Origin of the sequence: Demequina sediminis, assembly GCF_039545075.1 — a bacterium.
Lineage (GTDB): Bacteria > Actinomycetota > Actinomycetes > Actinomycetales > Demequinaceae > Demequina > Demequina sediminis.
Map to the genome: position 1 here is coordinate 85,937 of NZ_BAABRR010000004.1, position 26,396 is coordinate 112,332.

The following is a 26,396-nucleotide window of genomic DNA, read 5'->3' on the forward strand; positions in this document are numbered from 1 at the left end:
CCCCGGGGGCGGCGCCGTCATTGAACCGTGACTATCGGCACTCGAAATGCTGCTCGGTGGCCTCGGGGTTCTCGGGGTCGGGCGTGACCGTCACGGAGCGCACGTCGCACCACAGCACCAGGTCGACGACCGTGCCCGGGGTGACCTGCGTGCCGCCGCGCGGGTTGGTCGACTTCACGGTGCCCGCCTTGTCGGGGTCGGCGGCGGACGTGTCCGTCGACACGTTGCCCACCTCGAGGCCCTGGCCCGTGATGTCGTTGCGGGCCGCGCCCTCGGAGCGTCCCACGACGTCGGGCACGGCGACCGTCGACGGCGCCTCGGCGACCGTGAGCGTCACGGTCGAGCCGCGCGCGACCTTGCCTGCGCCCGGCTCCTGCTTGAGCACGCGGCCCGCCGGCTCGTCGCCGGTCTCGCGGTACGTGACGCTGGGCACGAGCCCCAGCTCGCTGATCTGTGCGCGGGCGTCCGACTCGGTCGACCCCACGAGGTTCGGCAGCTCCACCTCGCCCGTCGACAGGTAGAGCGTGACCGCGGTATCGCGCGGCACCTCCTCGTTCGCCGCGGGATCCGTGCTCGACGCACGGCCGGCATCGATTCCGCCGTCGTCCTCGGTGTCGGTGCGCACCACGCGCAGGCCGGCATCCTCGAGCGCCTTACGGGCCACGTCCTCTTCGAAGCCGCGGACATCGGGCACGATGACGACGTCCGCGCCCGACGACACGAACACCTCGACCGTCGAGCCCACGGGCACCATGAGGCGCGCCTCCGGATCGGTGCGCGTGACGAGCCCCTCTTCGACCGTGTCGGAGGCCTCTGGCGTGAAGGTGCCCTCGAGGCCGAGCGCCTCGAGTTCTGCCTCGGCCTCGGCCTGGGTCATGCCCGCGAGGTTGGTGAGGGCGATGGTCTCGGCGGACGGACTGGGCTCGGCGCCCGGTGTGTCGCGCGTCATCATGAACAGCGCGATGATGAGCAGGATCGCGGCGAGGAGCGCGGCGCCCAGGATCGACCACTGGATGATGCGGCGCTTGCGCAGCGCCGCGGCGTCGTCCTCGTCCTCCTCGAGCGTGCCGACCGCTCCGGTGACGGGGTCGCCCTGGGGAGAGATCGACGGCGGCTGTCCGACGGCGGCCCACGGGCCACCCTCCATGACGGCCGTCTCGCCTGTGACGGGAGCGCTCGGCATGATCTCGGTCGCTCCGGTCTCGGGACCGCCCGCCGCGGCGGCCACGCCCGCGACGCCGGCTCCCAGCGCCGCCGAACCCAGCGCCGCCGAACCCAGCGCGATCGCCCCGGTCGACGGCGAGATCTCGTCTCCCGCCATGACCGCGCGCAGGTCCGCGAGGAACTCCTGGGCGCTCGAGTAGCGCTCGTCGCGGTTCTTGCTGAGCGCACGCAGCACCACGCGGTCGAGCTCTTCTGGCACGTCGGACGCGAACTCCGACGGACGCGGCGCGGGCTCGCGCACGTGCTGGTACGCCACGGAGACCGGCGAGTCGCCCACGAAGGGCGGCCGTCCGGTCAGCAGCTCGAAGAGCACGCAGCCGGTCGAGTAGAGGTCCGACCGGGCGTCGACGTTCTCGCCGCGCGCCTGCTCGGGAGAGAGGTACTGCGCCGTCCCCACGACCGCCTGCGTCTGGGTCATGGTCTGGCCGGCATCGGCGAGCGCACGCGCGATGCCGAAGTCCATGACCTTCACCGCGCCCGTGGGCGTGAGCATGATGTTGGCGGGCTTGATGTCGCGGTGGACCAGCCCGGCGTGGTGCGAGTAGTCGAGGGCCGCGAGCACTCCCGCGGTGATCTCGACGGCCTCGTCGATGGGCGCCGCGACGTCGCCCTTGAGGATCTCGCGGACGGTGTGACCCTCGACGTACTCCATCACGATGAACGGCACCGCCTGAGGGTTGCCGTTCGCGCCCACGATCGTGTCCTCGCCCGTGTCGTACACGGCGACGATGCTGGGGTGGTTGAGGCCCGCGGCCGCCTGGGCCTCGCGGCGGAAGCGCGTCTGGAAGGACGGATCGCGCGCGAGGTCCGCGCGCAGGATCTTGATCGCTACGGTGCGGCCCAGCCGCGTGTCGTAGCCGACATGGACCTCGGCCATCCCGCCGCGGCCGATGAGGTCGCCGACCTCATACCGTCCGGCGAGGATCTTCGGCTCTTCGTTCATGGAGTGTCCTTCGTGGTCCGTCGTGCTGGGGGCCATTGTCGCACCTACCGGGGTCGCGGCCGGCGACGTTCGACGTCGGGGCGTGGTCGGAATTCTCGTGGTGCGATCGAGGGGGGCATCGCGCGGCGTGCGGGCGCGGCAATCGGCACCGCGCTCGAGGCGGGCACCGGCACTTCGCTGCCCGCCTCGATGAGCTCGAGGCTCGCGAGCATGCGGTCGAGCTCGAGGGCGGAGTGAGGGCGGCGGCGCGGGTTCTTCTCGAGAAGCTTCAGGATGAGCGCCGCGAGGTCGGGCGATACGCCCTCAGGCAACGGCGGCACGGGGTCGTTGACCTGCGAGATCGCGATGTCGACCGCGCTCGCGGCCGTGAACGGCCTCTTGCCCACGACGGCCTCGAACGCGATGATGCCCATCGCGTAGAGGTCCGAGGCTGGGGTCGCGGGCTTGCCGAGCGCGAGTTCGGGGGCGAGGTACTGGGCGGTACCCATCACCATGCCGGTCGCCGTGAGCGTGGTCTGGTCGGTGCCTCGACTCACGCCGAAGTCCGTGATCTTGACGTGGTCGCCCTCCTGGACCAGGAGGTTGCCCGGCTTGACGTCGCGGTGCATGACGCCGGCGGCGTGCGCGGCGTCGAGCCCGCGGCACGTGTGGCGCAGGAGCGTGACGAGCCGGGCCTCCTCGAGCGTGTGCTCGCGCTCGAGGATCGTCGACAGCGGCTCGCCCTCGACGAGCTCCATGACTAGGTAGGGCGTGCCGTCGTGGTCGCCAAAGTCGTAGACCTGCGCGATGTTGGCGTGCAACAGCCCCGCCGCGTTGGTCGCCTCGTTGCGGAAGCGCTTGAGGAACGTCTCGTTTTCCGCCGCGCCGTCCTTGAGCACCTTGACGGCGACGTCGCGTTCGAGGTCGGCATCCGTGCCGCGCCACACCTCACCCATGCCGCCCACCGCGAGCAGCGAGCGCAGTACGTAGCGTCCGCCAAGCGTGGTCCCCGCGTGAATCGCCATGTCAGCCTCCCGCCCGTTCCGTGAGGGCGGCCTCGATCACGGAGCGCGCGATCGGCGCCGCGACCCGGCCGCCCGTGATCTCGCCGTCGGTCGACCCGCCGTTCTCGACGAGCACCGCGATCGCGATGACCGGGTCCTCGGCGGGGGCGAAGCCGACGAACCACGCGTGCGGCCGCTCGTCGGTGCCCGTCTCCGCGGTGCCGGTCTTGCCTGCGACGCGCACGCCGGGGATCTGCGCCGATGTCGCGCTGCCCGACTCGACCACGCCGACCATCATCTCGGTGAGCGTGTTCGCGTCCGCCGTCGTCATGGGCGAGGAGAACTCCTCGGGCTCCGAGTCCTCGATGAGGCGCAGGCTCGCGTCGCGCACCTGGTCCACGAGGTAGGGGCTCATGAGGACGCCGTCGTTCGCGATGCCGGCGGCCACCATCGCCATCTGCAGCGGAGTGGCGCGGTCGTCGTACTGGCCGATCGACGCCATCGCGGTCTGCGCCCTGTCGGGGTTCTCGGGGAGGCGTGACGGCGTCACCGCGAGCGGGATGGAGAGCTGCTCTCCCCAGCCGAACTCCTTCGCCTTGCGCTCAATGACGCCCCACCCGAGCGTCATGCCCAGGTTGGCGAAGGCGGTGTTGCAGCTGATGCGCAGCGCGTCGGCGAGGGTCTGGCGCTCGTCGTCGGAGCACGCGGCTCCGCCGTAGTTGCCCAGCACGTTCGAGCTCTGCGGGAGCGGTAGCTCGTCGGGCGCGTACAACTCCGAGTCCGCCTCGTATCCGGCCTCGAGGGCCGCGGCGGACACGATGAGCTTGAAGGTCGAGCCCGGCGGGTAGGTGTCGCCGGCGATCGCCCGATTGACGAGCGGACCGTCCTCCTGGGCGAGCAGCTCCTGGTAGTTCGCGTTGACCTCGGCGGAGCTGTGGCTCGCGAGCAGGGCGGGGTCGTACGTGGGGCTCGTCACCATCGCGAGCACCTCGCCCGTCGCGGGGTCGAGCGCGACGACCGCTCCGGTGTTGTCGCCCAGCGCGGCGGCGGCGGCCTCCTGGATCGCGGCGCTGAGCGTGAGCTCGACGCTCGCGCCGCGCTGCGTCTCTCCCGAGGCGAGGTTGCCCAGCCTGGTCCAGAACAGCGAGTCGGCCGTGCCGGCGAGAAGCTCGTTCTCGGTCTGCTCGATCGCCGTGCGGCCGAACACGATCGAGTAGTAGCCCGTGACGGACGCGTACAGGGGGCCGTCGGCGTAGGTGCGCTGGAAGTTGAAGGGCGAGTCGACGGACTGCGACCACACCACGGACTCGCCGTCGACCACGATGGGCCCACGGAAGGTGCCGTACTCGCGGTAGAGCGTGCGTACGTTGCGCGGGTCCTGGTTGAGGTCGCCCGCGGAGATCACCTGGATGTACGAGGCCGCCGACATCAGGGCGAGGAACATCACGAGGACGACGACGGACAGTCGACGCACGGGCTCGTTCACGCGCGCACCTCCTCGGGGCGGCGGGCCTGGTCCGAGATGCGCAGGAGCAGGCCCACGATCACCCAGTTGGCCAGCATCGACGAGCCGCCGTAGGCGAGGAACGGCGTGGTGAGGCCGGTGAGGGGGATGACGCGCGTGACACCGCCCACGACGATAAAGACCTGGAGCGCGATCGCGAAGCCGAGCCCGGCCGCGAGGAGCTTGCCAAAGCCGTGGCGCACGCCGATCGCGGTGCGCATCGCGCGCTGCACGATGATCACGTACAGCGTGAGGATCGCCATCAGCCCCGTGAGGCCCAGCTCCTCGCCGAGCGAGCTGACGATGAAGTCGGACTCGGCATACGGCACGAGGTCGGGTCGCCCCTCGCCCCAGCCGGTGCCGAACAGCCCGCCCGAGGCCATGCCGAACAGGCCGCGCACGAGCTGCTCGGACGCGCCCGAGCGGTAGACCTCGGGGTCGAGCGCGTGCAGCCACGCCGTGTAGCGCGAACCGACGTGGCTGAACAGTGTCCCCGCGAGCACCGCGCCCGCCGCGAACATGCCCATGCCGACGATCACCCAGCTGAGCCTCTCGGTCGCGACGTAGAGCATCGCGACAAAGATCCCGAAGAGCAGGAGCGAGGTGCCCAGGTCGCGCTCGTAGATCTGCACCATCATTGCGGCGACCCACACGAGCGCGAGCGGTCCCATGTCGCGCGGGCGCGGGAAGCGCATCCCGAGGACCTTGGGTCCGGCCAGCGCGAGCGTGTCCCTGTTCGACACCAGATAGCCCGCGAAGAAGATGACGAAGGCGATCTTGGCGAACTCGGCGGGCTGCAGCGACCGCCCGAAGACCGTGATCCAGATGCGCGCGCCGTTGATCTGCGTGCCGATCACGGGCATGAGGGGAAGCACGAGCCCCACGAGACCGAGCACGCCGGCGGTGTACGTGAAGCGCCGCAGCAGGCGGTAGTCGCGCAGCAGCAGGATGACCGCGACCGCCAAGGCCGCCCCGAGGAGGCTCCACACGATCTGCACCTCACCGAAGGAGGTGTCGCGGCCGCGATCCGCATAGGCGAAGTCGATCCGGCGGATCATCGCGAGGCCGATTCCGTTGAGCGCGAGCACCGCGGGGAGCAGGACGGGATCGGCGAAGGAGGCCCACCGCCGCACCGCGAAGTGCAGCACGAGGCTCACCGCGATCCAGCCCAGCGCGTACGCGCCGAGCCCCCCGAGCTCGAGGACGTCGGCGTGATAGTCGACGAGTCCGCGCGACAGCACGGCCACGCCGGTGGCGAGCGCGAGCAGCCCCAGTTCGGAGCGCCGGCCCGTGCGGACCGTCACCTCGGCGACGGTCGCCACTACGCGCCCGTTCCCAGGGAGGCGACGACGGCCGTGGCCTGCTCAAAGGTGCCCACCCGGATCGCGTCGCTCACCCGCTCCCGCTGATAGGGCGCGAGCTCATCGACGGGGACGCCGGTCTTCTCGACCACGGTCGACAGCGTGAGAGAGCCGAGAGACTCGGGGATGCCCCGGTAGATCGTCACGAAGCCATCGGATTCGCCCACGAAGTACTGCTGCTGCGACCACCAGTACCCGCCCCACGCGGCGCCCACCAGGGCGAGCAGCACGACGAAGGGCAGGATCCACGGGCGCAGGCGCTGCCAGCCGTCGCGCGCAGGTTCGTCCTCGTCGTCCGGGTCTTCGCGCGCGGCCAGGCGGGCCGCCTTGCCCGCGGGGGTGTCGCCGCCCGCCGAGGGCTTGCGGCGGTCGCGCGCGGCCGATCCGACGATCTGCGACGCGGTCGGCGGGCCTACGCCGTCGGGTGACGCGTCGATGTCGACGATGTCCCCGATCACGCACGTGACGTTGTCGGGCGCGCCGGCGGAGAGGGCGAGGCCCACGAGCGCGTCGGCGCAGTCGCCCGGGTCGGCGACCTCGAGCATCGTCTCCCGGATCGTGTCCTTGCTGACGACCCCGGATAGGCCGTCGGAGCACAACATCCAGCGGTCGCCCGCACGCGTCTCGCGCACCGAGATGTCGACCGGGATGTCCGCGTCGATGTCTCCCAGGACGCGCAGCAGCATCGAACGCTTGGGGTGATGCTCGGCATCCGCGACGGACAGCCGGCCCGTGTCGACCAGATGCTGGACGAACGAGTGATCGGTGGTGACCTGATCGAGCACGCCGTCGCGAAGCAGGTAGGCGCGCGAGTCGCCGATGTGCGCCATCGACAGCGTCGCGCCCGAACGCAGCAGCGCGGTCACCGTGGTGCCGAGCCCCGACAGTTCCGGGTCGTTGCGCGCGCGCATCACGATCTGCGCGTGGGCGTCGGAGATCGCGGACTTGAGCTCGTCAAGCGCGTCGTCGGGACCGTGGGCCTCGCCCTCGAGGGCCGCGAGGCGCGCGATCGCGATCGAGGAGGCGATGTCGCCGCCCGCCGCGCCGCCCATGCCGTCCGCGACGGCCAGCAGATGGGGGCCCGCGAAGCCGGAATCCTGGTTGCTTGAGCGCACGAGACCCACGTCGGAGCGCGCGGCAAAGTGGATCCCGAGGAACATCAGCGGCGCAGCTCCAGGGCGGTGGCGCCGATGCGCACGACCTCGCCCTCGCGGAACGGCACCGGGTCCGTCACGCGCTGATTGCCGAGGTAGGTGCCGTTCGTCGAGCCCAGATCCTCGATCATCCAGCGGTCACCGTCGGGATAGATGCGGCAGTGCTTGGCGGAGCAGTAGTCGTCGTCGATGACGAGAGTGCAGGTGCTCGCGCGGCCGACCAGGACGGGTGCCGAGCCCAGCGGGATCGTCGTGCCCTTGAGGGGGCCGGCCGTCACTGCGAGGTGGCCCGCCGCGGGATCCTTGGTCGAGATCGACCCCGTGCGTACCCCCGTGGACGCTCGGCCGGGCGCGGCGGTCTTGTCGGCCCGAGCATCGGCCGCCCGTCGTGACTCTCGACCGCGGCCCCTCGCCGTGATGCGCGTGCCATAGAGGTCCGCGCGAAGCACGGCAATCGCGGAGAGCACCAGCGCCCACAAGAGCACCAGAAAGCCCATCCGCAACAGCGTGATCGAGAGCTGGCTCACTCGTCGTCCTCGTCCCCATCGATGGCGTCCCAGTACATCATGGTGGTGCGGCCTATCGTGACCGCGTTGCCATCGAGGAGGGTGGCCTCACTGACCTTCTGATCCTCGACGAACGTGCCGTTGGTGGACCCGAGGTCGGTGAGGATCGTGCCGTGCGCCGTGACCTCGAGGCGCACGTGACGCCGGCTGACGCCGGTGTCGTCGACCACGATGTCCGACTCCGAGCCGCGGCCGATCACCGTCGCGTCGCCGGTGAGGTAGTAGCGCGTGCCGTCGATGTCGAGCAGCGGGTAGCGCGAACTGGGGTTCGAGGTGGTCGCGGGGGCCACCGGCCCGCGCGTGGTGCGCGACACCACCGCGTAGCGGCCGGTCGCGAGCGTGTCGTCGACGTCGAAGGCGACGTCGACGGCGCCCACGAAGGAGTAGCGCTGACGTTCGGCATGCGTGCGCAGCGACTCGACAATCTCGTGGCTCAGTGCGTCGAGACCCCACTGTTCGACGGTCTCCATGTCCGTGGGAGACAGCGCGATCCCGTACTCGTTGGGGGCGACCGTGCGGCCGCGGTCGACCACCGCCGCACGCGCGTCGCATTCGCGCTTCACCGCGGCGGCAAGTTCGACGGGCTTGACCCCGGACTTGAATGTGCGCGCGAACGCGTTCTGCATGACGTTCTCGACGCCGCGCTCGAAGCGGTCTAGCACACCCATGCGGCCCATCGTATAGGCCCTGCGAAACGTGCTAGAGTTGCTCGGCGCGCGCGAGTGGCGAAATTGGCAGACGCGCACGGTTCAGGTCCGTGTGCCCGAAAGGGCGTGGGGGTTCAAGTCCCCCCTCGCGCACCATGTGATGTCTCACGACATCGTGAACGGGTGAACCCCCAGTGATGGGGGTTCACCCGTTTTTGCGTCGGTAGTCGTGGCTGGGGTTGGCGCTGATGATGGTGGTGTCGCGGTCGTGGATGAGGGCGATGACCTTCGTGCGTGGTGGAGGGGCGTTCCCCGTGCTCAAGCCCTTTCGTGGGCGCATATCCGCCCGCGTGATTGACGGGCCGATATGCGCCCGTTAGTCTCGTGGGAAGATATCAGCCCGTGAGGAGTGCAGTCATGGAGGGTTCAGAACCTGCACGTCTGCCCATCCGCTCGCCGGAGGCACTCGGAGAAGCGATCGCCCGTCGGCGTATCGAGGTCGATCTCACCCAAGATGAGCTTGCGGAAGCGATCGGTGTGAGTCGGCGCTATGTCTACAACATCGAGTCTGGCGAGCCCAACCTCTACGCTCGCCGTCTCTTCGATTCACTTCGCGAGCTCGGGCTGCGTATCGAACTTGTCCCTGACGCAGCAGGGCGTCGTCATCAGGCACGCGCCCGTCGCTCGCAGATTGCCGCACGCGGCGAGAGCGATGGGCCCTGACATGAGCGGGCGCGAGTCGCTCGGCGTGTGGATCTATGGCACCCGAGCGGCCACGATCGCCGAGTCCACCAATGACCGGCTCTCCCTTGCATGGACCAGCGAGGCCGCGGAGCGCTGGCCGCTCGGGTCCCGCATCTTGTCCGCCAAGTTGCCCATTGGCGAGCCCGTCGGCTCTCCGATGGTGAAGAACTACCTCGATGGGCTCCTTCCTGAAGGCAACGCCCGCACGAACCACGCATTCGACGCCGGCATTCCTCCTGACGACACGTTCGGACTGATCCGCGCGTACGGGCTCGACACTCCAGGCGCGGCCGTCTTTGCGCCCGACTCGGCACGGGATCCCGAGCGGACCGGCCACTACGAGCCGATCGATCTGGCCGAGCTCGAGGCCAGGATCGTCCACGCCGACACGCGATCGCCAGCAGCGGGCACCGCTGACTCGTCGACGCTTCCCGGAATGGTTCCCAAGATCGTCGCCCATCGAGCTGAAGACGGCACCTGGCTCGCGTGCAAGGAGGGCGCGGCATCGACCTGGATCATCAAGCGTGGCAACCCTGCCGACTCACTCACCGCGGACACGATCGACACCGAGGTCGCCGCGCTGCACTTGGCCCGCACACTCGGCCTTACTGACATCCGTGCCGAGATCCTCGAGTTTGAATCCACGCGTGCAATCGCGGTCTCGCGGTACGACCGCACCATCGATGACAGTGGCGTCGTCGAGCGATGGCACCAGGAGGATCTCGCGCAAGCCATCGGCCTCGATACACGCGACCCGAATCGCAAGTTCCAGTGGGGCTCAACGATGCCCTCGCTCAGGCACGCAGCCGCTGTGATGCGTGCCGATGGGGCCGACCTGCGCGCCCTCCTGCGACTCGTGACCTTCTCCACGTTGGTCGGGAACACGGACATGCACGCGAAGAACATCTCGTTCCTCCGCTACGACGACGGCACCGCCGAGCTCTCGCCGGCATACGACATCGCGATGCACCTGCACCATGAGCGCGACGGCCGCAGGTTTGCACTGGACGTCAACAGCAAGACCCTCGTTGACGACATCACCGTCTCAGACGTGATCGCCGAGGCCGAAGCATGGGGAATCCCTGGCCGACTTGCACGGAATACGGTGAGTGCGGTCATCGGTGACCTCTCCACAGTGCTCACCGAGATTGATCGCTCGGCGTACCGCGGAGTGAGCGATCAAGCGTGGGAGATCGTCTGGGAGCGGACCGAGGCTGCGGCGAGCCAGATGGGCACCACGGCATCGAGCAGATCGGTCGCGCGGCGTGGCCCGCGCCGCCCCCGATGATCGCTCGATCTCGGATTGAATCGGCTGTAAGTCTGTGAGTGGCTGGCCTGGGGCCGGCTGGCAGGGTTGGTGTTGGCGTTCCTGCTCGGGTGTGACCCCTGAATCGACTGGCCGCCGCGGCTGCGGTGTGCCTTTCCCGGGATCTGTCCATCCGAGCGGGATGCCGACGCCGACCCGGCCCACTCCGATGGCTTGATCAGAAGCTTGCCCGACCGTTGCAGCGGTCGTGACCCATTACAGGCCTGCCTCGAAGTGATCTCTCCCGGGTCGACGCCGACGACAGTGACGTCACCCACGGAAAGGATCACGCACACCATGTCTATCGTCGCAAACGAGGTCGGCTTCGTCATCGGGGCCGACACCCACGCCCGCACGCATACCCTCGCGATCATTGACGCAACCACCGGCGCGAGGACCGCGTCGGATACGTTCCCCGCCACGAACGCCGGGATGGCGCGCGCGGTGAACTGGATCGCCAAGCGCACCACGACACCCGCCTCGACGCTCGTCGTCATCGAGGGCATCGGCTCATACGGTGCCCGCCTGGCGCGCGCTTGTCATGACGGCGGCTATCGCGTCGTCGAACCCTTCGCCACGCCCGCGGCAGCGCGCCACGGCCGGGGCAAGAGCGACGACATCGATGCCGAGCTCATCGCCCGCTCCGTCCTCGGGGCCGACATCGACCGACTGCGCGATCCACGCGACGACACAGGTGTACGAGGGGCTTTGCGCGTCCTAGTCAGCGCCCGCGAGTTGATGAACACCGAACGCACTCGCGCGATCAACGCCCTCACCGCGCTCGTGCGCACGGTCGACCTCGGTATCGACGCCCGTCGTTCGCTGAGCCGCACCCAGTTCGAAACTATCGCCGGTTGGCGCACCCGTAGCGAGGGCCTCGCGATCGCCACAGCACGATACGAGGCAACCCGGCTCGCTCGGCACGTCCTCGCCTGCGATGTCGAACTCGCGGCCAACCGCGAGCAGATCACCGCGCTCGTGGCGGCCAGCGACGGCGCTCACCTGCTCGAACTTCCCGGCATCGGCCCGATCAACGCCGCGGTCTTGATCGCCGCGTGGTCGCACGACGGCCGCATCCGTTCCGAAGCGGCGTTCGCGGTCCTATCGGGCACGAGCCCGCTTCCAGCGTCCTCCGGAAACACCAACCGCCATCGCCTCAACCGCGGCGGCGACCGCCGCCTCAACCGAGCACTGTCCTCGATCACGCTGACACGGATGTCCCACCACGAGCCCACCCGCGCCTACGTCGAACGACGCCGCGCCGAGGGACTATCGACCAAGGAGATCCGCCGCTGCCTCAAGCGATACATCGCCCGACAGGTCTACCGGCAACTCCACCACTCCGAGGCCTTGACATGACATAGAAGCATCCTGAGTTTCGTTCCGCTCAGTTTCCCTGTCCGGCAGGTACCGGCTGGGGTGATTCGAGGTCAGCGTAGTAGGCCTCTTCGACCTCGAGTGGTGTCCGCATCCCGAGCTCGCCGTGCAGGCGCTGGTTGTTCCACCACCACACGTACGCAAGGGTCGCGAGCTCGACCTGCTCGACGGTTCGCCAGGGGCCGCGCTGGCGGATCAGCTCGGTCTTGTAGAGGTTGTTGATCGCCTCGGCGAGGGCGTTGTCGTAGCTGTCGCCCACGGTTCCCGTCGAGGGCTTCGCGCCGAGCTCGACGACGCGGTCGGTGTAGACCATCGCCATGTAGTTCGAGCCGTGGTCCGAGTGATGCGTCAGCCCGCTCAGGTCGCCGCCGGCGTCCCACGCGGCCATGTCGAGCGCCTGCAAGGGCAGGATCTCGGCCTTCAGGGTCGACGCGACGGTCCAGCCCACGATCCTGCGTGAGAAGACGTCAGTGACGAACGCGACGTAGGCGAAGCCGGACCACGTCGCGACGTAGGTGATGTCAGCGACCCATAGCCGCCGTGGCGCGTCGGCCGCGAAGTGCCGATTGACGAGGTCCCGCGGCAGCGCCGCCTTCGGATCGCTCTTGGTCGTGAAGACGCGCTTGGACTTCTTCACGCCGCGCACGCCGGCGGCGCGCATGAGGCGTTCGGTCTGGTCGCGTCCGATGTCCCATCCTTGCCGGCGCATCAGCGCGTGCATCTTGCGACGCCCGTACACGCCGTAGTTCTCTGCGTGCAGGCGGGCGACCTCGGGGATGAGCAGGTCGTCACGCAGTTGCCGTGCCGACGGCGTGCGCGTCTTTGCTGCGCGGTAGCCACGCGACGTGAGGAAGCCATGGACTGCCCGTCTGAGGACGCGGCAGATGAGCTCAACCCCGAACTGATCCCGATGTTCGTCTATGAACCGGATCATGTCGGTCAGGGGCGGTCGAGCTCCTTGGCGAAAAACACGCTCGCGGCTTTGAGGATCTCGTTGGCCTTGCGCAGCTCGGCGTTCTCACGCTTGAGGCGCTTGATCTCCTCGGCCGCATCGCTGGGCACGCCAGGCTTAACGCCGGCGTCGACCTCGAGGCGGCGATGCCACACGCGGAGCGTCTCGGGGCTCATCCCCAGCAGCCCGGCGACGTGCCGCACCGCGCTCCACAAGTTCGGGTGATCCGGCAACGCCTCCGCGAGCATCCTCAGCGCGCGCTCACGCATCTCCGGGGTGTAACGAGTCATGGGTTCCATCCTTGTCGATAGGACGGAACAAAACTCAGACCGATTCAGATCGCTGTTCGGTCATTGGCGTGGGAAGTGGCGCGTCCGGGTCTGCTCGAGAAGAGGCTGACTCCGCGCCCGTACGCGGATTGCGCTCTGTCGACGGCGCGGCCGCACCGTACGCGGACCCCGCCTGGTCGCAGCCTTGCGCGGCCGCGCTCCGTGGGAAATCGCGCCGACCGCTGTGGGAAACGGACATCCGCCCCGCTTGATACGGGCGGCCTACCAGGGCCGACGGAATTGCCCGAACCGGCCACCATGTGATGTCTCACGACATCGTGAACGGGTGAACCCCCAGTGATGGGGGTTCACCCGTTTTTGCGTTGGTAGCCGTGGCTGGGGTCGAGGGCTGTCTTGGCCGGTTCCGGGCATGCTTTCGCCTCCGGCTCCGGCGGGTCCGGAAGCGAGTCGCGCTACTCGGTTCCGGAGGGTCGCCCTCCATGCGACAGCACCCCAGAAGTGGGGGCTTGCAACTCGCCGTACTCGTGAGATAGCAGGAGGGATGCGCTCTCGAGAGGAACCTATGTCGCTATTGCCTCCCAGCTCCCGGGTCGCTATCTTGTGCCTCGCAGGCCCTACTGGGGGGGGTCGGCCCGCTCGAGGATGAGCGGATTGACGAAGGAGCAAGTCAGCGTGAAGAGAAACCTGCGTGTGGGCATTGCCGTATCGACGGCATGCCTCGTGATCTTCGGCGGCGGCACCGTTGCGAACGCGGTAGCGTTCGCGACGGCGACCTCGCCGTTGACCCTCAGCGAGGATGGTGCGAACCTCGCCCAGGCTCGGGGCGAGATCGTCCCAAAAACGTGGCAGACGTTCGAGTATGACTCCGCCTACCAGCGTGACACGAGGTCGAACGGTAACGGCGTGTTCACCAAGGTCGACACCGACTACTTCGCCAGGGAGTACGGCATTTCGGGCAACCTCCTGGGCTACTTCAACAACTACAACGTCGAGCGCGTGCGCACCAAGGCGACCTCCTCGGCGGCCTGGACCCGCCAGACGGACGTCACGAAGACGGTGGTGGGCACGGATCTCACCGAGGATCTGCTGGGACAGTCGCACGTCGTCGACGTGCGGATCTGCGAGGATCGAGGAGTCCTACGCGCTGACCCGTGCAAGACCACGTCGCTCACGTTCAGCCACTGACGGCTGCCGCAGAAGGATAGGAAGCACATGCTCACGGTGTCGGGCGTTGCCCATACGTATGGAGGTGTGGTGGCGCTCGACGCTGTGAGCATCGCGGTGGCCGGGGAGCGCATCGGTCTGGTCGGGGTGAACGGTGCGGGGAAGACCACCCTGCTCTCCGTCGCAGGCGGTGCGCTCAAGCCCACGAGCGGCGACGCCGCCATCGGCGGTGCGTCGCTGTACAGCCGAGCCTCGCGCCGTGTCGCACTTCGCAGGGTCGCGCTCATGCCGCAGAGCCTCGCCCTCCCATCGCACCTGACCGCGCTCGAAGCGGTCGCCTATCTCACGTGGATGCGAGGCGCGCGTTGGCGTGATGCCACCCGGGCCGCGCACATGGCGCTCGTGGATGTGGGTCTTGCAGACCGCGTCGGTACACGTATTCGAACGCTCTCGGGAGGCATGCATAGGCGGATCGCGCTCGCGCAAGCGATCGCCCTCGACCCTGAGGTGCTCCTGCTTGACGAGCCCACCACTGGTCTCGACCCGCAGCATCGGCGCGAGATCCTTGACCTTGTCGCAGGCCTCGACCATGAGCTTGTTATGAGCAGCCACCTCATCGAAGACGTGGCAACCATCTGCTCGCGCGTGGTGGTGCTTCATAGGGGGCGCGTCGTGTTCGACGGCACCACAGAGCAGCTGCGCACGCTGGCTCCCGACAGCGCGTCGCCACGCGCGCTCGAGGACGCCTTCCTCGCCGTCGTCGACGCCGCGAAGGTGCCATGAGCGCAGGACTCGTGGGCTTCACCGCGCGGCGGTCGAGCGCGCTGTGGATGCTTCTTCCCTACATCGCGGTCGAGGCATATGTCGCCTCGAGCCGCGACACGTGGACGCAGTCGAGCTTGGCGGCGGTGAACTGGGTCTCAGGCGCGTTGCTGCTGACCACGCCGCTGATCGTCGGTGCCACGGCGTTCGACGCGTGGCGGTTCCATCACGGTCAGTGGCGCGACGACCTGCTGCAAACTCTGCGCGCGCACCGTTCGGCGGGCGCGTTGTGGCTGGCGCACGGGGCGAGCGCGCTGCTGGCATGGCTCGTCGGTTGCGTGGTTGCGGTGGCGATGACGAAGAGGAACGGAGCGTCGATCGAGGTGAGCCTCACCATGCTGGCTCACCCCATCGTGGTGATCCTGTTCGCTGCGGCAGTCGGCGTCACCGCGGGCATGCTCGTGCCGCGCTTGTGGATTCCGGCCGCGGCGGGGTTCGGCTACTTCTGCCTGGCGGTCCTCGCGGAGAACTACGGTCCGTACCGCAGGTTCATCGTTACCCTCGGGTTCCCTGCGTGGACGCCGTACACGAGCCTCGACGGCGTGCTCGTGTGGCTCAAGTGCGCGGGGTTGCTTCTCTTCGTGGCCGCAGGCATTGCCGTGTGGCGCACGTTCGGCCTGCCACGAGGCCTGCGGCGCTCGCCCTGGCGAGCGGCAATGGTGATGGGCGGGGGCGGAGCGGTCGTGCTCGCCGTCGCCGCCGGGATGCAGGACCCTGGGAGCAACGGAATTGTGGGGTCGGAGCCGGACCTGTCGTGCGTCGGTGCGGCGACGCAATATTGCACCTCGGAGCCGCCTGCGGCCGCTCAGCGCTCGGCGAGCAAGATAGATCAGACATTCGCGTCGCTAGTCGAGTGGGGAATCGTCGCGCCGACGCGGTATGTCGACGATCGCGCCATCAGCGAGCCTGATCCCGACGTCGGGTTGTGGGCCGTCGACCCCGCCTACCTGGAGGACGACGGGTCTCCCGGCATCGACGCCGTGGCGTTGACGCTTTCTCGGCCCGCCGCGTGCGAGGCCTACTTCTCCGACATTCCAAGCGCCGATGGCGAGCGCATCCTCACCGCGAGCGCCTACGTCGACGAGTGGGTGCGCGCACGCGTCACGTTCGGTTCGGACGAATCGGCGGCCGAAGCGGCTTGGGACGCCCGGGATGCGGGGATCGGCTGGGGGGAGATCAGCGTCGCGATTCCGTCGCTGTACCGGGCCCTCGCCGCGTGCGATGCCTCCCAGCTTCCGGCAGTGCTGCCGTGATCCGGGTCGCACTGAAGGCCGCGCGCCTCGTCCCACTCGTCGTCGCTGCGGCGGTCGCCGCGGTCGTTGGGCACCTGTCGCAGGGAGCGTTGCTCGACACGCCCGTGCTTCCTCAGGGCATTCCGGCGAGCTGGCTCGTGGTGATGGTGAGCGCGCTCCTCTTCAGCGTCGCGATCCGTTCTCCGTGGGACTCATACGCGGCGTCGTTGCGAAGGCCTGTGGTGGTGCAGGCGCTGACGGTCGGCATCGGCTTGGCGCTTTCCTTCGGTGCGTACGCGCCGCTGCTCGTGGCAGCGCGACGGACCTCGGAGCACGTCGCGTGGGTGCTTCTCCTCAGCATTGGTGCGGTCGCCGCCGCCATCGATGCGCGGCTGGCGTGGATGCCGGTACTCCTCGTGGGACTCGTCCTCGAGGCCGCGAACAACCTGGGTCGCGGGCAGGTCGAGCTGTGGCTCGCCGGTCACGCGACGGAGGTGACGTGGATCGCGGCGCTGTTCCTGTGCGCGGGCGTGGCCGGGGTCCTCGCGCGCGCCCGCGACGCCAGGTGGTATCGCTAAATGGCGGCTGCCGAGGATCGGACTGCGGCCGGGCGCCGCTGCCGTGTGCCGACCCGCGGGAGATCGTTCGACCGGCCGCGAGAGACGGACATCCGACCTTGGGTGGCGCCCCAGGTCCAGGGCCATTCCGTACAGCCGACCACAGGAGAAGGCCCCCGAGAGACCTCGGGGGCCTTCTTGCATCCCCGGCCCGGGCATCGTCCTGACGCGCGCGTCGGTCGCACCGCGGCCCCGATCGCAGGCTCTTCGGGAGACCGCCCGCGATCCCGGTCGGCGCTGCTCGGCACGCGGGTGGTCTCGGAACTGGCGCGCGTGCCGGGTCAAGGGACGCGGAGGCTAGTGACCGCCCGCCGCGATGTAGGCGATCGCCCCGACGATCGCGAGCACCACCACTCCGAAACACGCCGCTGAGGCCAGCCTGCGCGCGGGCAGCACCCGGCCATCGACATCGCGCGCACCGGGCCCCGCGAGGGCCCGCACTCCCAGCGCGAAGAGCGTGGGCAGGCCGGCGCCCACCACGAGTCCCATGAGGACCACGTTGGCGAGGGCGCCCCACTCGACGAATTCACCCATGACCGTGCCCCCTACAGCTCGCGCTCACGGTCCGCGGGGACCGTCATGAGCGAAGGATCGTGATCGACGACCGACTCGGCCAGGATCGACTCGTTGTCGTCCGCCGGCTCCCAGTCGTCGTTGACGTTGTGGTGTCCCACCGGGTGGCGGCGCGACCATGCCCAGATCACCCATGCGATGACCACGAGCGCGGCGAACACCACGTAGGACCCTGCGGTGCCGCCCACGAGCACGTCCAGCCCGTACGCGGCGGCGCCCACCACGGCCGCGGCGGGAACGGTGATGAGCCAGGCCAGGAACATCCGGCCCGCGACCGACCAGCGCACCTGCGCACCACGCATGCCCACGCCGGAACCCAGGATCGAGCCGGTCGCGACATGGGTGGTCGACAGCGAGTAGCCGAAGTGGCTCGACAGCAGGATCACCGCGGCCGATGACGTCTCGGCGGCCATGCCCTGCCGCGACTCCAGCTCCACGAGGCCTTTGCCCAGCGTGCGAATCACGCGCCAGCCACCCAGATAGGTGCCGATCGCCATGACGAGCGCGCACGACAGGATCACCCAGAACGGCACTCCGGAGTCCGCGGGCACGGCGCCCGCCGCGATCAGCGCGAGCAGGATGATGCCCATCGACTTCTGCGCGTCATTCGTGCCGTGCGCGAGCGAAACCAACGACGCGGACCCGATCTGGCCCCACCGGAACAGCCGGTCGTTGGTCTCCTGCGGGACGTCGCGAGTGATCCGGGCGACCAGCCACGTCGCGACCGATCCCACCAGGATCGCGACCAGCGGCGCCACGAGCGCGGGGATGAGCACCTTGCCCACCACGCCGGCCCACTGCACGCCGCCGGTGCCGGCCGCGGCCAGCACGGCTCCCACCACGCCGCCGATCAGCGCATGCGAGGAGCTGGACGGGATCCCGAACAGCCACGTCACCAGGTTCCACACGATTCCGCCCACCAGTCCGGCGAGCACCACGTCGAGAGTGACCACCCCGGCATCGACGATTCCCTTGGCGATCGTGGCGGCCACGGCGAGCGAGAGGAACGCTCCCACGAGATTGAGGGATGCGGACAGCAGCACCGCCTGCTTGGGCTTGAGGGCCCGCGTGGCGATCGAGGTTGCCATCGCGTTGCCGGTGTCGTGGAAGCCGTTGGTGAAGTCGAACGCGAGAGCGGTCGCGACAACAACCGCGAGGAGGAGGGGCTCGGTCGCCGCACTATTGTGGGGCCTCCGCGGAGTTCTCGCGTGGGCATAGGGTCACAAGGCTTCCGTCAGGACGCGGTGACGTCCCCGTCGACGTAGAGCCAGCGCCCGTCGACCCGCATAAACCGGCTCGTCTCACGGTGCGCGCCCATCGAGATCGCGCCCGTCGCGTAGTGCGCGACGAAGGTGACCGTCCCGGTGTCGTCGTCCTCACCGCCGCCTGTGGCGGACAGCACCTCGAGCGCGCGCCATTGCACATCCTCGAACTCCGACTCCAGGTCGAGCGGGCGCGTAGACGGGTGCCAGGTGCGCGCGAGATGCGCCGCGTCGCGGCGCACGAAGGCGCAGTAGCGCGACCGCATGAGGGCCTCCGCGGTGGGGGCGTCGGCCTCGCCGCGCAGGTACGGGCGGCAGCAGTCGGGGAACGATGCGCCGCTTCCGCACGGGCACAGGGCCGCCATCAGCGCGTCCCGCCCGGCCGGCCCAGCGCCTCGGCGACCGCGGCCGCGAAGCCATCCACGTCATCGTCCCCCGTGTCCCATGCGCACATCCAGCGCGCCTCGACGGTGTCGGGGGCGGCGCCGGGCTGCCAGTCGTAGAAGCGGAAGCGCTCGCGCACCGCGTCGGCGGCGGCGCGTGGGAGCTCGACGAACACGGCGTTGGCCTCGGTCTTCTGCGTGAAGCGGATCTCGCCCGCGGCCGCGAGCGGGGCGAGGGTCGCCCTCAGCCGTGCGGCCATCGCGTTCGCGTGGCGCGCATTGCGCAGCCACAGGGGGTCGCCCGCCGCGTCCGTCGAGGTGAGCAGCGCCGTGAGCTGCGCCGAGACGTAGCGCATCTTCGAACCCAACTGCATGGTCTGCTTGCGCAGGTAAGGGATGTCGTGCGCGAGCGTGTCGCGCAGGTCGGGAGCGAGCACCACGACGGCCTCGCCCAGCATCGCCCCGTTCTTGGTGCCGCCCAGGCTGAGGATGTCGGCGCCGGCCGCGGCCTGCGAGAGCGACACGCCCAGCGCCGCGGCCGCATTCGCGAGGCGCGCGCCATCCAGGTGCACGCGCATGCCCAGGGCGTGCGCGGCATCGGCGAGCGCGCGCTGATCCTCGAGGCTGTACACCGTCCCCAGCTCCGTCGACTGGGTGATGGACAGCACCACGGGCTGCGCGCGGTGCTCGTCGCCCAAGTCTCCCAGGTAGCGCTCGAGTTGCGCGGGGCGCAGCCGGCCATCCGTGGACGGCAGGGTCAGCACCTTGAGGCCGCCCACGCGCTCGGGGGCGCCGTTCTCGTCGACGTGGATGTGAGCGTGCTCCGAGGCCACCACGCCGCCCCACCGCGGGCTGATGGCCATGAGCGAGACGATGTTCGCTCCCGTGCCGTTGAAGACCGGGAAGCCGAGCGCATGCTCGCCGAAGGTCGCGGCGATCGCGGCGTCGAAGGCCGCGGTGGCGGCGTCCGCCCCATACGCGACGTCGTGGCCGCCGTTCGCGGCGATGATCGCGGCGATCACCTCGGGGTGGACGGACGCGTAGTTGTCGGAGGCGAAGTGGACCTGGTTCACCTCAGGATCATGGCACGCCGGCGCTACAGTTCGCGGACCCAGCGCGTGCCGCGGGTCTGGAATCCCATGCGCCGCAGGTACTCGCGGTCAAGCGCCTCGTGCGTGTCGATCTCGACGCGACGGAAGCCGGCCTGCTTGAGCGCCCCCGAGTCACGATAGACGAACTCGCCCGGCGTGAAGTCGCGGAATCTCGGCTTGACCCAGTCGAGCTCGACCAGTCCCGTGCCCGCGCCCTCGTTGCGCACGGCGACCACGCCGACGGCCTCGTCGCCCCTCGTGATGAGAAAGGTCGCGCGCCTGCCGTCCTGCGACATCGCCCGCGCGGCGAAGCTGGGCTGATGCGCCGCGATGTCCTGCGCATGCGTCGCGAGCACGTGCTGAAGGAACGGGTCCTCGGGGCCCACCGCGAGCACCTTGTAGACGTCGGTGTCGTGGCGCTCGCGATACAGGCGGGTGAGCCAGTACGCGTTGATGATGACGATCGCGCCGTTCATCGCCGCGAACGGCCAGATCTCGAACAGCACGTTGTAGGCGGTCGCGATCACCGAGCCGGCAAAGTTCATCCACCGGAACCGCAGCACCCGCGCCTGCGTGAGCGACCACACGATGAGGATCGATCCGACCCAGCCGATGATCTCGATGACGGTCTGCATTCCCCCAGCGTACGGGCGCAGCGGCGGCGGCGTGGGAGGGGACGATGCGCGGGTGAGGCGGCGCGTCCGGCGTAGGCTCGGCGGGTGGCTGAGTCGGTGCGGGTGGACGCGTGGGTGTGGGCCGTGCGCCTGTACAAGACGCGCTCGCAGGCCACCGCCGCCTGTCGGGCGGGGCACGTGCGCGTCAACGACGAGCGCGCCAAGCCCGCGGTGCGGGTGAGCGCCGGCGACAGGGTTGAGGTGCGTGGCGGAGAGCGCGTGCGGATCGTCGAGGTGACGCAGCTGCTCGCCAAGCGCGTGGGCGCGCCCGTAGCGGCGGCCGCGTACATCGATCACAGCCCTCCCCCTCCGCCCAAGGAGCTCGCGTCGCCGTTCGGCCAGCGCGAGCGGGGTGCCGGACGGCCCACCAAGCGCGAGCGCAGGCAGATCGACAGGCTGCGGGGGCGGTCGGGGGTCTAGCGGGGGCCCCGGCCGGTGCCGGGGCCGGTGCCGGGGCCGGTGCCGGGTGTCGGTGCCGGCGCTCCGCCCGCGCGGGCCTTGGCATCATGGAGGCATGCCCTCACCGCTTCGCATCATGACCGTCTGCACCGGCAACATCTGCCGCTCTCCCATGGCGGAGGTGGTCCTCAAGGCGCGGCTTGCGGAGGCTGGCCTCGGCGACCGCGTCGAGGTGACCTCCACCGGCGTGAGCGATGAGGAGCACGGCAGGCCGCTCGACCGGCGCGCCGCCGCGGTGCTCCGGGAGGCCGGTTACCAGGTGCCTCGCAGGGCCGCACGGCAAGTCACGCGCGCGGACCTGGGCGCGAGCGATCTCGTCCTTGCCATGACCTCGGCCCACGCGCGCCGGCTCCGGTCACTCGATCCGGAGGCGCCCATCCGCCTGTACCGCGAGTTCGACCCCGCGGCACAGGGCCCGGCGCTCGACATCGACGACCCCTGGTACGGCACCTCCGAGGACTTCCGGGTGACGCTCGCGCAGGTCGAGGCGGGAGTCGACGGGATCCTCGCCCACGTGCGCGAGGCGCTCGCGGACCGCGCACGCCTCGCTAGCGGTTCTGCGTGACGGGACGCGCCCCCCAGATCCGGTCCAGGTAGTCCTGGATCGAGCGGTCCGAGCTGAAGAAGCCGGTGCGCGCGACGTTGAGCACCGCGGAGCGGCTCCACGCCTCGTGGTCCGCGTACGCGGCGTCCACGCGCGACTGCGCGTCCATGTACGAGCGGAAGTCCGCGAGCGCCATGAAGCGGTCGCGCTCGGTGAGGCTCGCGAAGATCGACGCCACCGCGCCGCCGCGCTCTCCGCCCGTGAACACGCCGGAGGCGAGCAGGTCGAGCGCGGCCTTCAGCTGGGGGTCGGACTCGTAGTACGCGCCGGGATCGTAGCCGCGTGCGGACAGGTCCGCCGCCTCGGGCTCGGTCATGCCGAAGAGGAAGAAGTTCTCGTCGCCCACGAGCTTGCGGATCTCGACGTTCGCGCCGTCGTCGGTGCCCACCGTGAGGGCGCCGTTGAGCGCGAACTTCATGTTGCCCGTGCCCGACGCCTCCTTGCCCGCGAGCGAGATCTGCTCGGACAGGTCCGCGGCGGGCACGAGGTCCTCCGCGAGCGTCACGTTGTAGTTCGCGGGGAAGGCGACCTTGAGTCGGCCCTGGAGCGAGGCGTCCGCGTTGATCGTGGCACCCACCGCGTTGATGAGCGCGATGGTCTCCTTGGCGCGCACGTATCCCGGCGCGGCCTTGGCGCCGAACACGAACGTACGTGGGGTGACCGCGTCGAGCGGGATGCGTCCCGAGGTGATGCCCTCGTAGAGCGACACGATGTGCAGCAGCTTGAGGCTCTGTCGCTTGTACTCGTGCAGGCGCTTGACCATCGCGTCGACCATCGCGTCTCCCGCGATCTCGATGCCGTCACGCGCGAGGAGCACGTCCGCGAAGTGGCGCTTGTTGGCGGCCTTGATCTCGCGGAAGCGGCGGCGGAACTCGGCGTCGTCCGCGAGCGGCTCGAGGCCCCGCAGCTGCTCGAGGTCGGTGATCCAGCCGTCGCCGATCGCCTCGGTGATGAGCCCCGACAACCCCGGGTTCGCGAGGCGCACGAAGCGACGGGGGGTCACGCCGTTGGTGACGTTGGTGAACTTGCCCGGCCACATCTGCGCGAAGTCGTGCAGCACCTTGTCCGCGAGCAGCTGCGAGTGCAGCTCCGCGACGCCGTTGACCTTGAAGCCCGCGACGGTCGCGAGGTGTGCCATGCGCACCGCACGCTCGGGCTGCTCCGCGATGATCGACATGCGCCGCACGCGCAGCTCGTCCCCGGGGAACGCGGCGCGCACCTCCTCGATGAACTCCTCGTTGATCCGGTAGATGATCTCGAGGTGGCGCGGCAGCAGGCGGCCCAGCAGGTCGACGGACCACACCTCGAGCGCCTCGGGCAGGAGCGTGTGGCACGTGTAGGCGAACACCTTCTGGGTCACGGCCCAGGCATCGGCCCAGTCCCACCCGCGCTCGTCGACGAGGATGCGCATGAGCTCGGGCACCGCGATCACCGGGTGCGTGTCGTTGAGCTGCCACGTGATGCGGTCGGGGAGGCGGTGCAGGTCGAAGTCCGCGGGAAGCACCGTCTCGAGGAAGTCGCGCAGCGAGGCCGCGACAAAGAAGTACTGCTGCTGCAGGCGCAGTTCCTTGCCCTGCGGCGTGGAGTCCTCGGGGTAGAGCACCTTGGAGATGTTCTCCGCGAACGTGCGTGCGCGCACGGCCTCGGCGTAGTCGCCGGCGTTGAAGATCTGCAGGTCGAACTCGTGCGTCGCGCGCGCGCTCCACAGGCGCAGCGTGTTGACGCGTCCGTTGCGGTAGCCGGGCACCATGTAGTTGTAGGGCACCGCGGCGACACGCCAGTCGGGCACCCAGGTGCGCGCGCCATCGTTGCCGCCCTCGGCCTCGACCGTGTGGCCTCCAAAGGAGACCTCGACCGCGTGCTCGGGGTGCGGCAGCTCCCACGGCGATCCCAGGCGCAGCCACGTGTCCGGCTTCTCGACCTGAGCGCCGTCCTCGAAGGTCTGACGGAAGATGCCGTACTCGTAGCGGATGCCGTAGCCGACGGACGGCACGTTGAGGGTTGCGAGGGAATCGATGAAGCATGCCGCGAGGCGGCCCAGGCCGCCGTTGCCCAGGCCGGGCTCGATCTCGAGGGCGCGCAGCTCGTCGAGGTCGACGCCCAGCGCGCGCAGCGACTCGTTCGCGATCTCATCGAGATCGGCCGCGAGCATCGCGTTCTCGAGCTGGGGCCCCAGCAGGAACTCCGCGGACAGATACGCGACGGTCTTCGCCTGGTCGCGGTACTGGTTGCGCAGCGTCTCGAGCCACCGGGTGGTGAGGTAGTGACGCACGGTGCGCGACAGCGCGAGGTACTTGTCGTTGGCCGATGCTCGGTCCAGGTCGACGCCCTGGCCGAAGTTGAGTTCGCGCAGGAACTCGCGGGTGAAGCTCTCGACGGTGTGCTCACGGGCGGCCACGGGGGGCGTGTTCTCGATCACGAGGACAATGTACGCGCTTGCATGGGGAGTCGTCGCGCACCTTCGTCCTAGGCGCACGCATCGTGCGCGACGCGTCTCGAAGGAGGGGGTTCGGCACGTGGCGCGCCGCCGCCGCGCTCGCGGCTGGCCTAACCCACACGCTACACGGCACAATGGCCCCCATGCGCGGAATCATTCTCGCGGGCGGCTCCGGCACGCGCCTGCACCCCATCACCATGGGGATCTCGAAGCAGCTGGTCCCGGTCTACGACAAGCCGATGATCTACTACCCGTTGTCGACCCTGCTGCTCGCGGGCATCCGCGAGGTGCTCATCATCTCGACTCCGCACGACCTTCCTCAGTTCCAGCGTCTGCTGGGCGACGGGTCGCGCTTTGGCATCACCCTCGAGTACGCCGAGCAGCCCGAGCCGAACGGACTGGCCCAGGCCTTCGTGATCGGTGCCGACTTCATCGGCGACCAGCCGGTCGCACTTGTCCTCGGCGACAACATCTTCTACGGGCCGGGACTGGGCCTGCACCTGCAGCGCTTTGAGGAGATCAAGGGCGGCGCGATCTTCGCGTACCGCGTCGCGGACCCGCGCGCGTACGGCGTGGTCGAGTTCGACGCGGACGGGCGCGCGCTGTCACTTGAGGAAAAGCCCGAGCACCCGCGCTCTCACTTCGCGGTGCCGGGTCTGTACTTCTATGACAACGAGGTCGTGGAGATCGCGCGGTCGATCAGCCCCTCGCCTCGCGGCGAGTACGAGATCACGGACATCAACCGTCACTATCTGGAGCGCGGCCTCCTTCAGGTCGAGGTGCTTCCGCGTGGCACCGCATGGCTCGACACCGGGACGTTCGAGTCGCTGCTCGAGGCCAGCCAGTTCGTGCACGCGGTCGAGCGTCGTCAGGGGCTCAAGATCGGATCGCCGGAAGAGATCGCGTGGCGCAGGGGCTTCTTGACGGACGCCGACCTCCGCGAGCGCGCGGAGGCGCTCACGAAGTCGGGCTACGGCGACTACCTCCTGACCTTGCTGGACCAGGACGCGAAGGGAGAGCCTTCATGAGGCTGCTGGTCACCGGTGGTGCCGGGTTCATCGGTGCGAACTTCGTGCGCCTCACTCTCGCGGAGCGCCCCGACGTCGATGTCACCGTCCTCGATCTGCTCACCTACGCGGGAAACTCGGCGTCGTTGCCGGAGGACCCGCGCGTCACGCTGGTGAAGGGAGACGTCGCGGACCCCGAGGTGGTCGACTCGCTGGTGCGCGATGCCGATGCCGTGGTGCACTTCGCCGCGGAGTCGCACAACGACAACTCGCTCGACGAGCCATGGCCGTTTGTGCACACCAACATCGTGGGCACCTTCCACCTGCTCGAGGCGGCGCGCCGGCACGGGGTGCGCTTCCACCACATCAGCACGGACGAGGTCTTTGGCGACCTGCCGCTCGGCACGCCCGAGCGATTCACGCCCGACACTCCGTACAACCCGAGCTCGCCGTACTCGTCGACCAAGGCGGGTGCGGACCTGCTCGTCCGCGCGTGGGTGCGCTCCTTTGGCCTCGAGGCGACGCTCTCGAACTGCTCGAACAACTACGGTCCGTACCAGCATGTCGAGAAGTTCATCCCGCGCCAGATCACGACGCTCCTCGACGGCGGTCGCGCCAAGCTGTATGGCGCGGGCCTCAACGTGCGCGACTGGATTCACGTCGACGACCACAACCGCGCGGTGTGGGCGATCCTCGAGCGCGGCAAGATCGGCCAGACGTACCTCATCGGGGCCGATGGCGAGATGGACAACCGGACCGTGATCTCCACGCTGCTCGAGATCATGGGCCGCGAGGCGGATGACTTTGACCACGTGCCCGACCGGCCGGGCCACGACCTCCGCTACGCGATCGACGCCTCGTTGTTGCGTGACGAACTCGGGTGGGAGCCCGAGCACCGCGACCTGCGCGCCGGGCTCGTCGCGACCGTCGACTGGTACCGCGAGCACGAGCCGTGGTGGCGCGCGCAGAAGCTCGAGACCGAGTTGCGGTACCAGCGCCTGGGTCGGTAGCGCCGCCGCG

General features: G+C 69.3%; 24 protein-coding genes, 1 tRNA gene and 1 pseudogene. 12 read left to right on the forward strand and 14 right to left on the reverse strand.

What is annotated here, in order from left to right; genetic code table 11:
• Positions 1 to 31: 31 nt before the first annotated feature.
• Genes pknB through ABEA62_RS04925 form a run of 7 tightly spaced genes read right to left on the reverse strand, consistent with a single transcriptional unit; the run spans position 32 to position 8,403 of the window.
• Positions 32 to 2,167: a Stk1 family PASTA domain-containing Ser/Thr kinase gene (gene pknB, locus ABEA62_RS04895; protein WP_286214439.1), complete on the reverse strand. Its 2,136-nt coding sequence runs from the start codon at positions 2,165 to 2,167 to the stop codon at positions 32 to 34.
• Between the two features lie 44 nt (positions 2,168 to 2,211).
• On the reverse strand, positions 2,212 to 3,171 hold the full coding sequence (locus tag ABEA62_RS04900) for a serine/threonine-protein kinase (protein WP_345378878.1): 960 nt from the start codon (positions 3,169 to 3,171) through the stop codon (positions 2,212 to 2,214).
• 1 nt (position 3,172) lies between these two features.
• Entirely contained in the window at positions 3,173 to 4,636 is a 1,464-nt protein-coding gene (locus tag ABEA62_RS04905; protein WP_286214437.1) for a peptidoglycan D,D-transpeptidase FtsI family protein, read from the reverse strand.
• Positions 4,633 to 5,976, reverse strand: a complete 1,344-nt coding sequence (locus ABEA62_RS04910; protein WP_345378881.1) for an FtsW/RodA/SpoVE family cell cycle protein — start codon at positions 5,974 to 5,976, stop codon at positions 4,633 to 4,635. The genes ABEA62_RS04905 and ABEA62_RS04910 overlap by 4 nt, the downstream gene beginning before the upstream one ends.
• Positions 5,976 to 7,175, reverse strand: coding sequence for a PP2C family protein-serine/threonine phosphatase (locus tag ABEA62_RS04915; RefSeq protein ID WP_286214436.1), 1,200 nt, complete (start codon positions 7,173 to 7,175; stop codon positions 5,976 to 5,978). Before ABEA62_RS04915 ends, ABEA62_RS04910 begins: the two co-directional genes overlap by 1 nt.
• Positions 7,175 to 7,696: an FHA domain-containing protein FhaB/FipA gene (locus tag ABEA62_RS04920; protein ID WP_286214435.1), complete on the reverse strand. Its 522-nt coding sequence runs from the start codon at positions 7,694 to 7,696 to the stop codon at positions 7,175 to 7,177. Before ABEA62_RS04920 ends, ABEA62_RS04915 begins: the two co-directional genes overlap by 1 nt.
• A complete protein-coding gene (locus ABEA62_RS04925; RefSeq protein WP_286214434.1) occupies positions 7,693 to 8,403 on the reverse strand; it encodes an FHA domain-containing protein in 711 nt (236 codons plus the stop codon). The genes ABEA62_RS04920 and ABEA62_RS04925 overlap by 4 nt, the downstream gene beginning before the upstream one ends.
• Positions 8,404 to 8,451: 48 nt before the next feature.
• Here ABEA62_RS04925 and ABEA62_RS04930 point away from each other — a divergent pair.
• The 4 genes from ABEA62_RS04930 (at position 8,452) to ABEA62_RS04945 (ending at position 11,791) form a co-directional block, all read left to right on the forward strand.
• Positions 8,452 to 8,538, forward strand: a tRNA-Leu gene (locus ABEA62_RS04930).
• 261 nt (positions 8,539 to 8,799) lie between these two features.
• Positions 8,800 to 9,105 carry a helix-turn-helix transcriptional regulator gene (locus ABEA62_RS04935; RefSeq protein WP_286214433.1) on the forward strand — a complete coding sequence of 102 codons (306 nt, stop codon included), beginning with the start codon at positions 8,800 to 8,802 and terminating at the stop codon, positions 9,103 to 9,105.
• 1 nt (position 9,106) lies between these two features.
• Positions 9,107 to 10,414 (forward strand): type II toxin-antitoxin system HipA family toxin, encoded by a 1,308-nt coding sequence (locus ABEA62_RS04940; protein WP_286214432.1) that lies wholly within the window; start codon positions 9,107 to 9,109, stop codon positions 10,412 to 10,414.
• Positions 10,415 to 10,729: 315 nt separating this feature from the next.
• Positions 10,730 to 11,791 carry an IS110 family RNA-guided transposase gene (locus ABEA62_RS04945; RefSeq protein ID WP_345379009.1) on the forward strand — a complete coding sequence of 354 codons (1,062 nt, stop codon included), beginning with the start codon at positions 10,730 to 10,732 and terminating at the stop codon, positions 11,789 to 11,791.
• 28 nt (positions 11,792 to 11,819) lie between these two features.
• Here ABEA62_RS04945 and ABEA62_RS04950 read toward each other — a convergent pair.
• Positions 11,820 to 13,060, reverse strand: a protein-coding gene (locus tag ABEA62_RS04950; protein WP_425557971.1) for an IS3 family transposase whose coding sequence is annotated in 2 segments (ribosomal slippage) — positions 11,820 to 12,775 and positions 12,775 to 13,060 — 1,242 coding nt in all. Because the reading frame shifts where the segments join, the coding sequence is not laid out codon by codon here.
• A gap of 663 nt (positions 13,061 to 13,723) precedes the next feature.
• Here ABEA62_RS04950 and ABEA62_RS04955 point away from each other — a divergent pair.
• The 4 genes from ABEA62_RS04955 (at position 13,724) to ABEA62_RS04970 (ending at position 16,847) form a co-directional block, all read left to right on the forward strand.
• Positions 13,724 to 14,236, forward strand: coding sequence for a hypothetical protein (locus ABEA62_RS04955; RefSeq protein WP_286214429.1), 513 nt, complete (start codon positions 13,724 to 13,726; stop codon positions 14,234 to 14,236).
• Between the two features lie 69 nt (positions 14,237 to 14,305).
• Positions 14,306 to 14,998, forward strand: a complete 693-nt coding sequence (locus ABEA62_RS04960; protein WP_345378888.1) for an ABC transporter ATP-binding protein — start codon at positions 14,306 to 14,308, stop codon at positions 14,996 to 14,998.
• The gene (locus ABEA62_RS04965) at positions 14,995 to 16,290 is read left to right on the forward strand and encodes a hypothetical protein (protein ID WP_345378890.1); all 1,296 of its coding nucleotides are present in this window, start codon (positions 14,995 to 14,997) and stop codon (positions 16,288 to 16,290) included. Before ABEA62_RS04960 ends, ABEA62_RS04965 begins: the two co-directional genes overlap by 4 nt.
• The gene (locus ABEA62_RS04970) at positions 16,287 to 16,847 is read left to right on the forward strand and encodes a hypothetical protein (RefSeq protein ID WP_286214427.1); all 561 of its coding nucleotides are present in this window, start codon (positions 16,287 to 16,289) and stop codon (positions 16,845 to 16,847) included. Before ABEA62_RS04965 ends, ABEA62_RS04970 begins: the two co-directional genes overlap by 4 nt.
• A gap of 336 nt (positions 16,848 to 17,183) precedes the next feature.
• On the opposite strand, the gene ABEA62_RS04975 is transcribed toward ABEA62_RS04970, so the two are convergent.
• From ABEA62_RS04975 to ABEA62_RS04995, 5 genes and pseudogenes are all read right to left on the reverse strand, one after another.
• Entirely contained in the window at positions 17,184 to 17,420 is a 237-nt protein-coding gene (locus ABEA62_RS04975) for a hypothetical protein (RefSeq protein ID WP_286214426.1), read from the reverse strand.
• 11 nt (positions 17,421 to 17,431) lie between these two features.
• A pseudogene (locus ABEA62_RS04980) lies at positions 17,432 to 18,625 on the reverse strand (anion permease); the annotation flags it as partial.
• Between the two features lie 68 nt (positions 18,626 to 18,693).
• The gene (locus ABEA62_RS04985) at positions 18,694 to 19,086 is read right to left on the reverse strand and encodes a YchJ family protein (protein WP_286214425.1); all 393 of its coding nucleotides are present in this window, start codon (positions 19,084 to 19,086) and stop codon (positions 18,694 to 18,696) included.
• Positions 19,086 to 20,177: a threonine aldolase family protein gene (locus ABEA62_RS04990; protein ID WP_286214424.1), complete on the reverse strand. Its 1,092-nt coding sequence runs from the start codon at positions 20,175 to 20,177 to the stop codon at positions 19,086 to 19,088. The genes ABEA62_RS04985 and ABEA62_RS04990 overlap by 1 nt, the downstream gene beginning before the upstream one ends.
• 23 nt (positions 20,178 to 20,200) lie before the next feature.
• Complete coding sequence (locus ABEA62_RS04995) at positions 20,201 to 20,830, reverse strand: hypothetical protein (protein WP_286214420.1); 630 nt, start codon at positions 20,828 to 20,830, stop codon at positions 20,201 to 20,203.
• 84 nt (positions 20,831 to 20,914) lie between these two features.
• Here ABEA62_RS04995 and ABEA62_RS05000 point away from each other — a divergent pair, with 84 nt between their 5' ends.
• Entirely contained in the window at positions 20,915 to 21,289 is a 375-nt protein-coding gene (locus tag ABEA62_RS05000) for an RNA-binding S4 domain-containing protein (protein ID WP_345378896.1), read from the forward strand.
• A 94-nt stretch (positions 21,290 to 21,383) separates the two neighbouring features.
• Positions 21,384 to 21,893: a low molecular weight protein-tyrosine-phosphatase gene (locus tag ABEA62_RS05005; RefSeq protein WP_286214419.1), complete on the forward strand. Its 510-nt coding sequence runs from the start codon at positions 21,384 to 21,386 to the stop codon at positions 21,891 to 21,893.
• Here the strand turns inward: ABEA62_RS05005 and ABEA62_RS05010 are convergent.
• Entirely contained in the window at positions 21,877 to 24,351 is a 2,475-nt protein-coding gene (locus ABEA62_RS05010) for a glycogen/starch/alpha-glucan phosphorylase (RefSeq protein WP_345378899.1), read from the reverse strand. The two genes, ABEA62_RS05005 and ABEA62_RS05010, sit on opposite strands and share 17 nt — an antisense overlap.
• Before the next feature lie 161 nt (positions 24,352 to 24,512).
• Here ABEA62_RS05010 and rfbA point away from each other — a divergent pair, with 161 nt between their 5' ends.
• Together rfbA and rfbB are read left to right on the forward strand one after the other, a co-directional pair.
• Entirely contained in the window at positions 24,513 to 25,397 is an 885-nt protein-coding gene (rfbA, locus tag ABEA62_RS05015) for a glucose-1-phosphate thymidylyltransferase RfbA (protein ID WP_286214418.1), read from the forward strand.
• Entirely contained in the window at positions 25,394 to 26,386 is a 993-nt protein-coding gene (rfbB, locus tag ABEA62_RS05020; RefSeq protein WP_286214417.1) for a dTDP-glucose 4,6-dehydratase, read from the forward strand. Before rfbA ends, rfbB begins: the two co-directional genes overlap by 4 nt.
• Positions 26,387 to 26,396: the final 10 nt, after the last annotated feature.

Bases quoted from the DNA above. Each gene is read 5' to 3' on its own strand.
- pknB (WP_286214439.1), bottom strand. From the start codon at position 2,167: ATGAACGAAGAGCCGAAGATCCTCGCCGGACGGTATGAGGTCGGCGAC.
- ABEA62_RS04900 (WP_345378878.1), bottom strand. From the start codon at position 3,171: ATGGCGATTCACGCGGGGACCACGCTTGGCGGACGCTACGTACTGCGC.
- ABEA62_RS04915 (WP_286214436.1), bottom strand. From the start codon at position 7,175: ATGTTCCTCGGGATCCACTTTGCCGCGCGCTCCGACGTGGGTCTCGTG.
- ABEA62_RS04925 (WP_286214434.1), bottom strand. From the start codon at position 8,403: ATGGGTGTGCTAGACCGCTTCGAGCGCGGCGTCGAGAACGTCATGCAG.
- ABEA62_RS04935 (WP_286214433.1), top strand. From the start codon at position 8,800: ATGGAGGGTTCAGAACCTGCACGTCTGCCCATCCGCTCGCCGGAGGCA.
- ABEA62_RS04940 (WP_286214432.1), top strand. From the start codon at position 9,107: ATGAGCGGGCGCGAGTCGCTCGGCGTGTGGATCTATGGCACCCGAGCG.
- ABEA62_RS04945 (WP_345379009.1), top strand. From the start codon at position 10,730: ATGTCTATCGTCGCAAACGAGGTCGGCTTCGTCATCGGGGCCGACACC.
- ABEA62_RS04965 (WP_345378890.1), top strand. From the start codon at position 14,995: ATGAGCGCAGGACTCGTGGGCTTCACCGCGCGGCGGTCGAGCGCGCTG.
- ABEA62_RS04975 (WP_286214426.1), bottom strand. From the start codon at position 17,420: ATGGGTGAATTCGTCGAGTGGGGCGCCCTCGCCAACGTGGTCCTCATG.
- ABEA62_RS04985 (WP_286214425.1), bottom strand. From the start codon at position 19,086: ATGGCGGCCCTGTGCCCGTGCGGAAGCGGCGCATCGTTCCCCGACTGC.
- ABEA62_RS04995 (WP_286214420.1), bottom strand. From the start codon at position 20,830: ATGCAGACCGTCATCGAGATCATCGGCTGGGTCGGATCGATCCTCATC.
- ABEA62_RS05005 (WP_286214419.1), top strand. From the start codon at position 21,384: ATGCCCTCACCGCTTCGCATCATGACCGTCTGCACCGGCAACATCTGC.
- rfbA (WP_286214418.1), top strand. From the start codon at position 24,513: ATGCGCGGAATCATTCTCGCGGGCGGCTCCGGCACGCGCCTGCACCCC.
- rfbB (WP_286214417.1), top strand. From the start codon at position 25,394: ATGAGGCTGCTGGTCACCGGTGGTGCCGGGTTCATCGGTGCGAACTTC.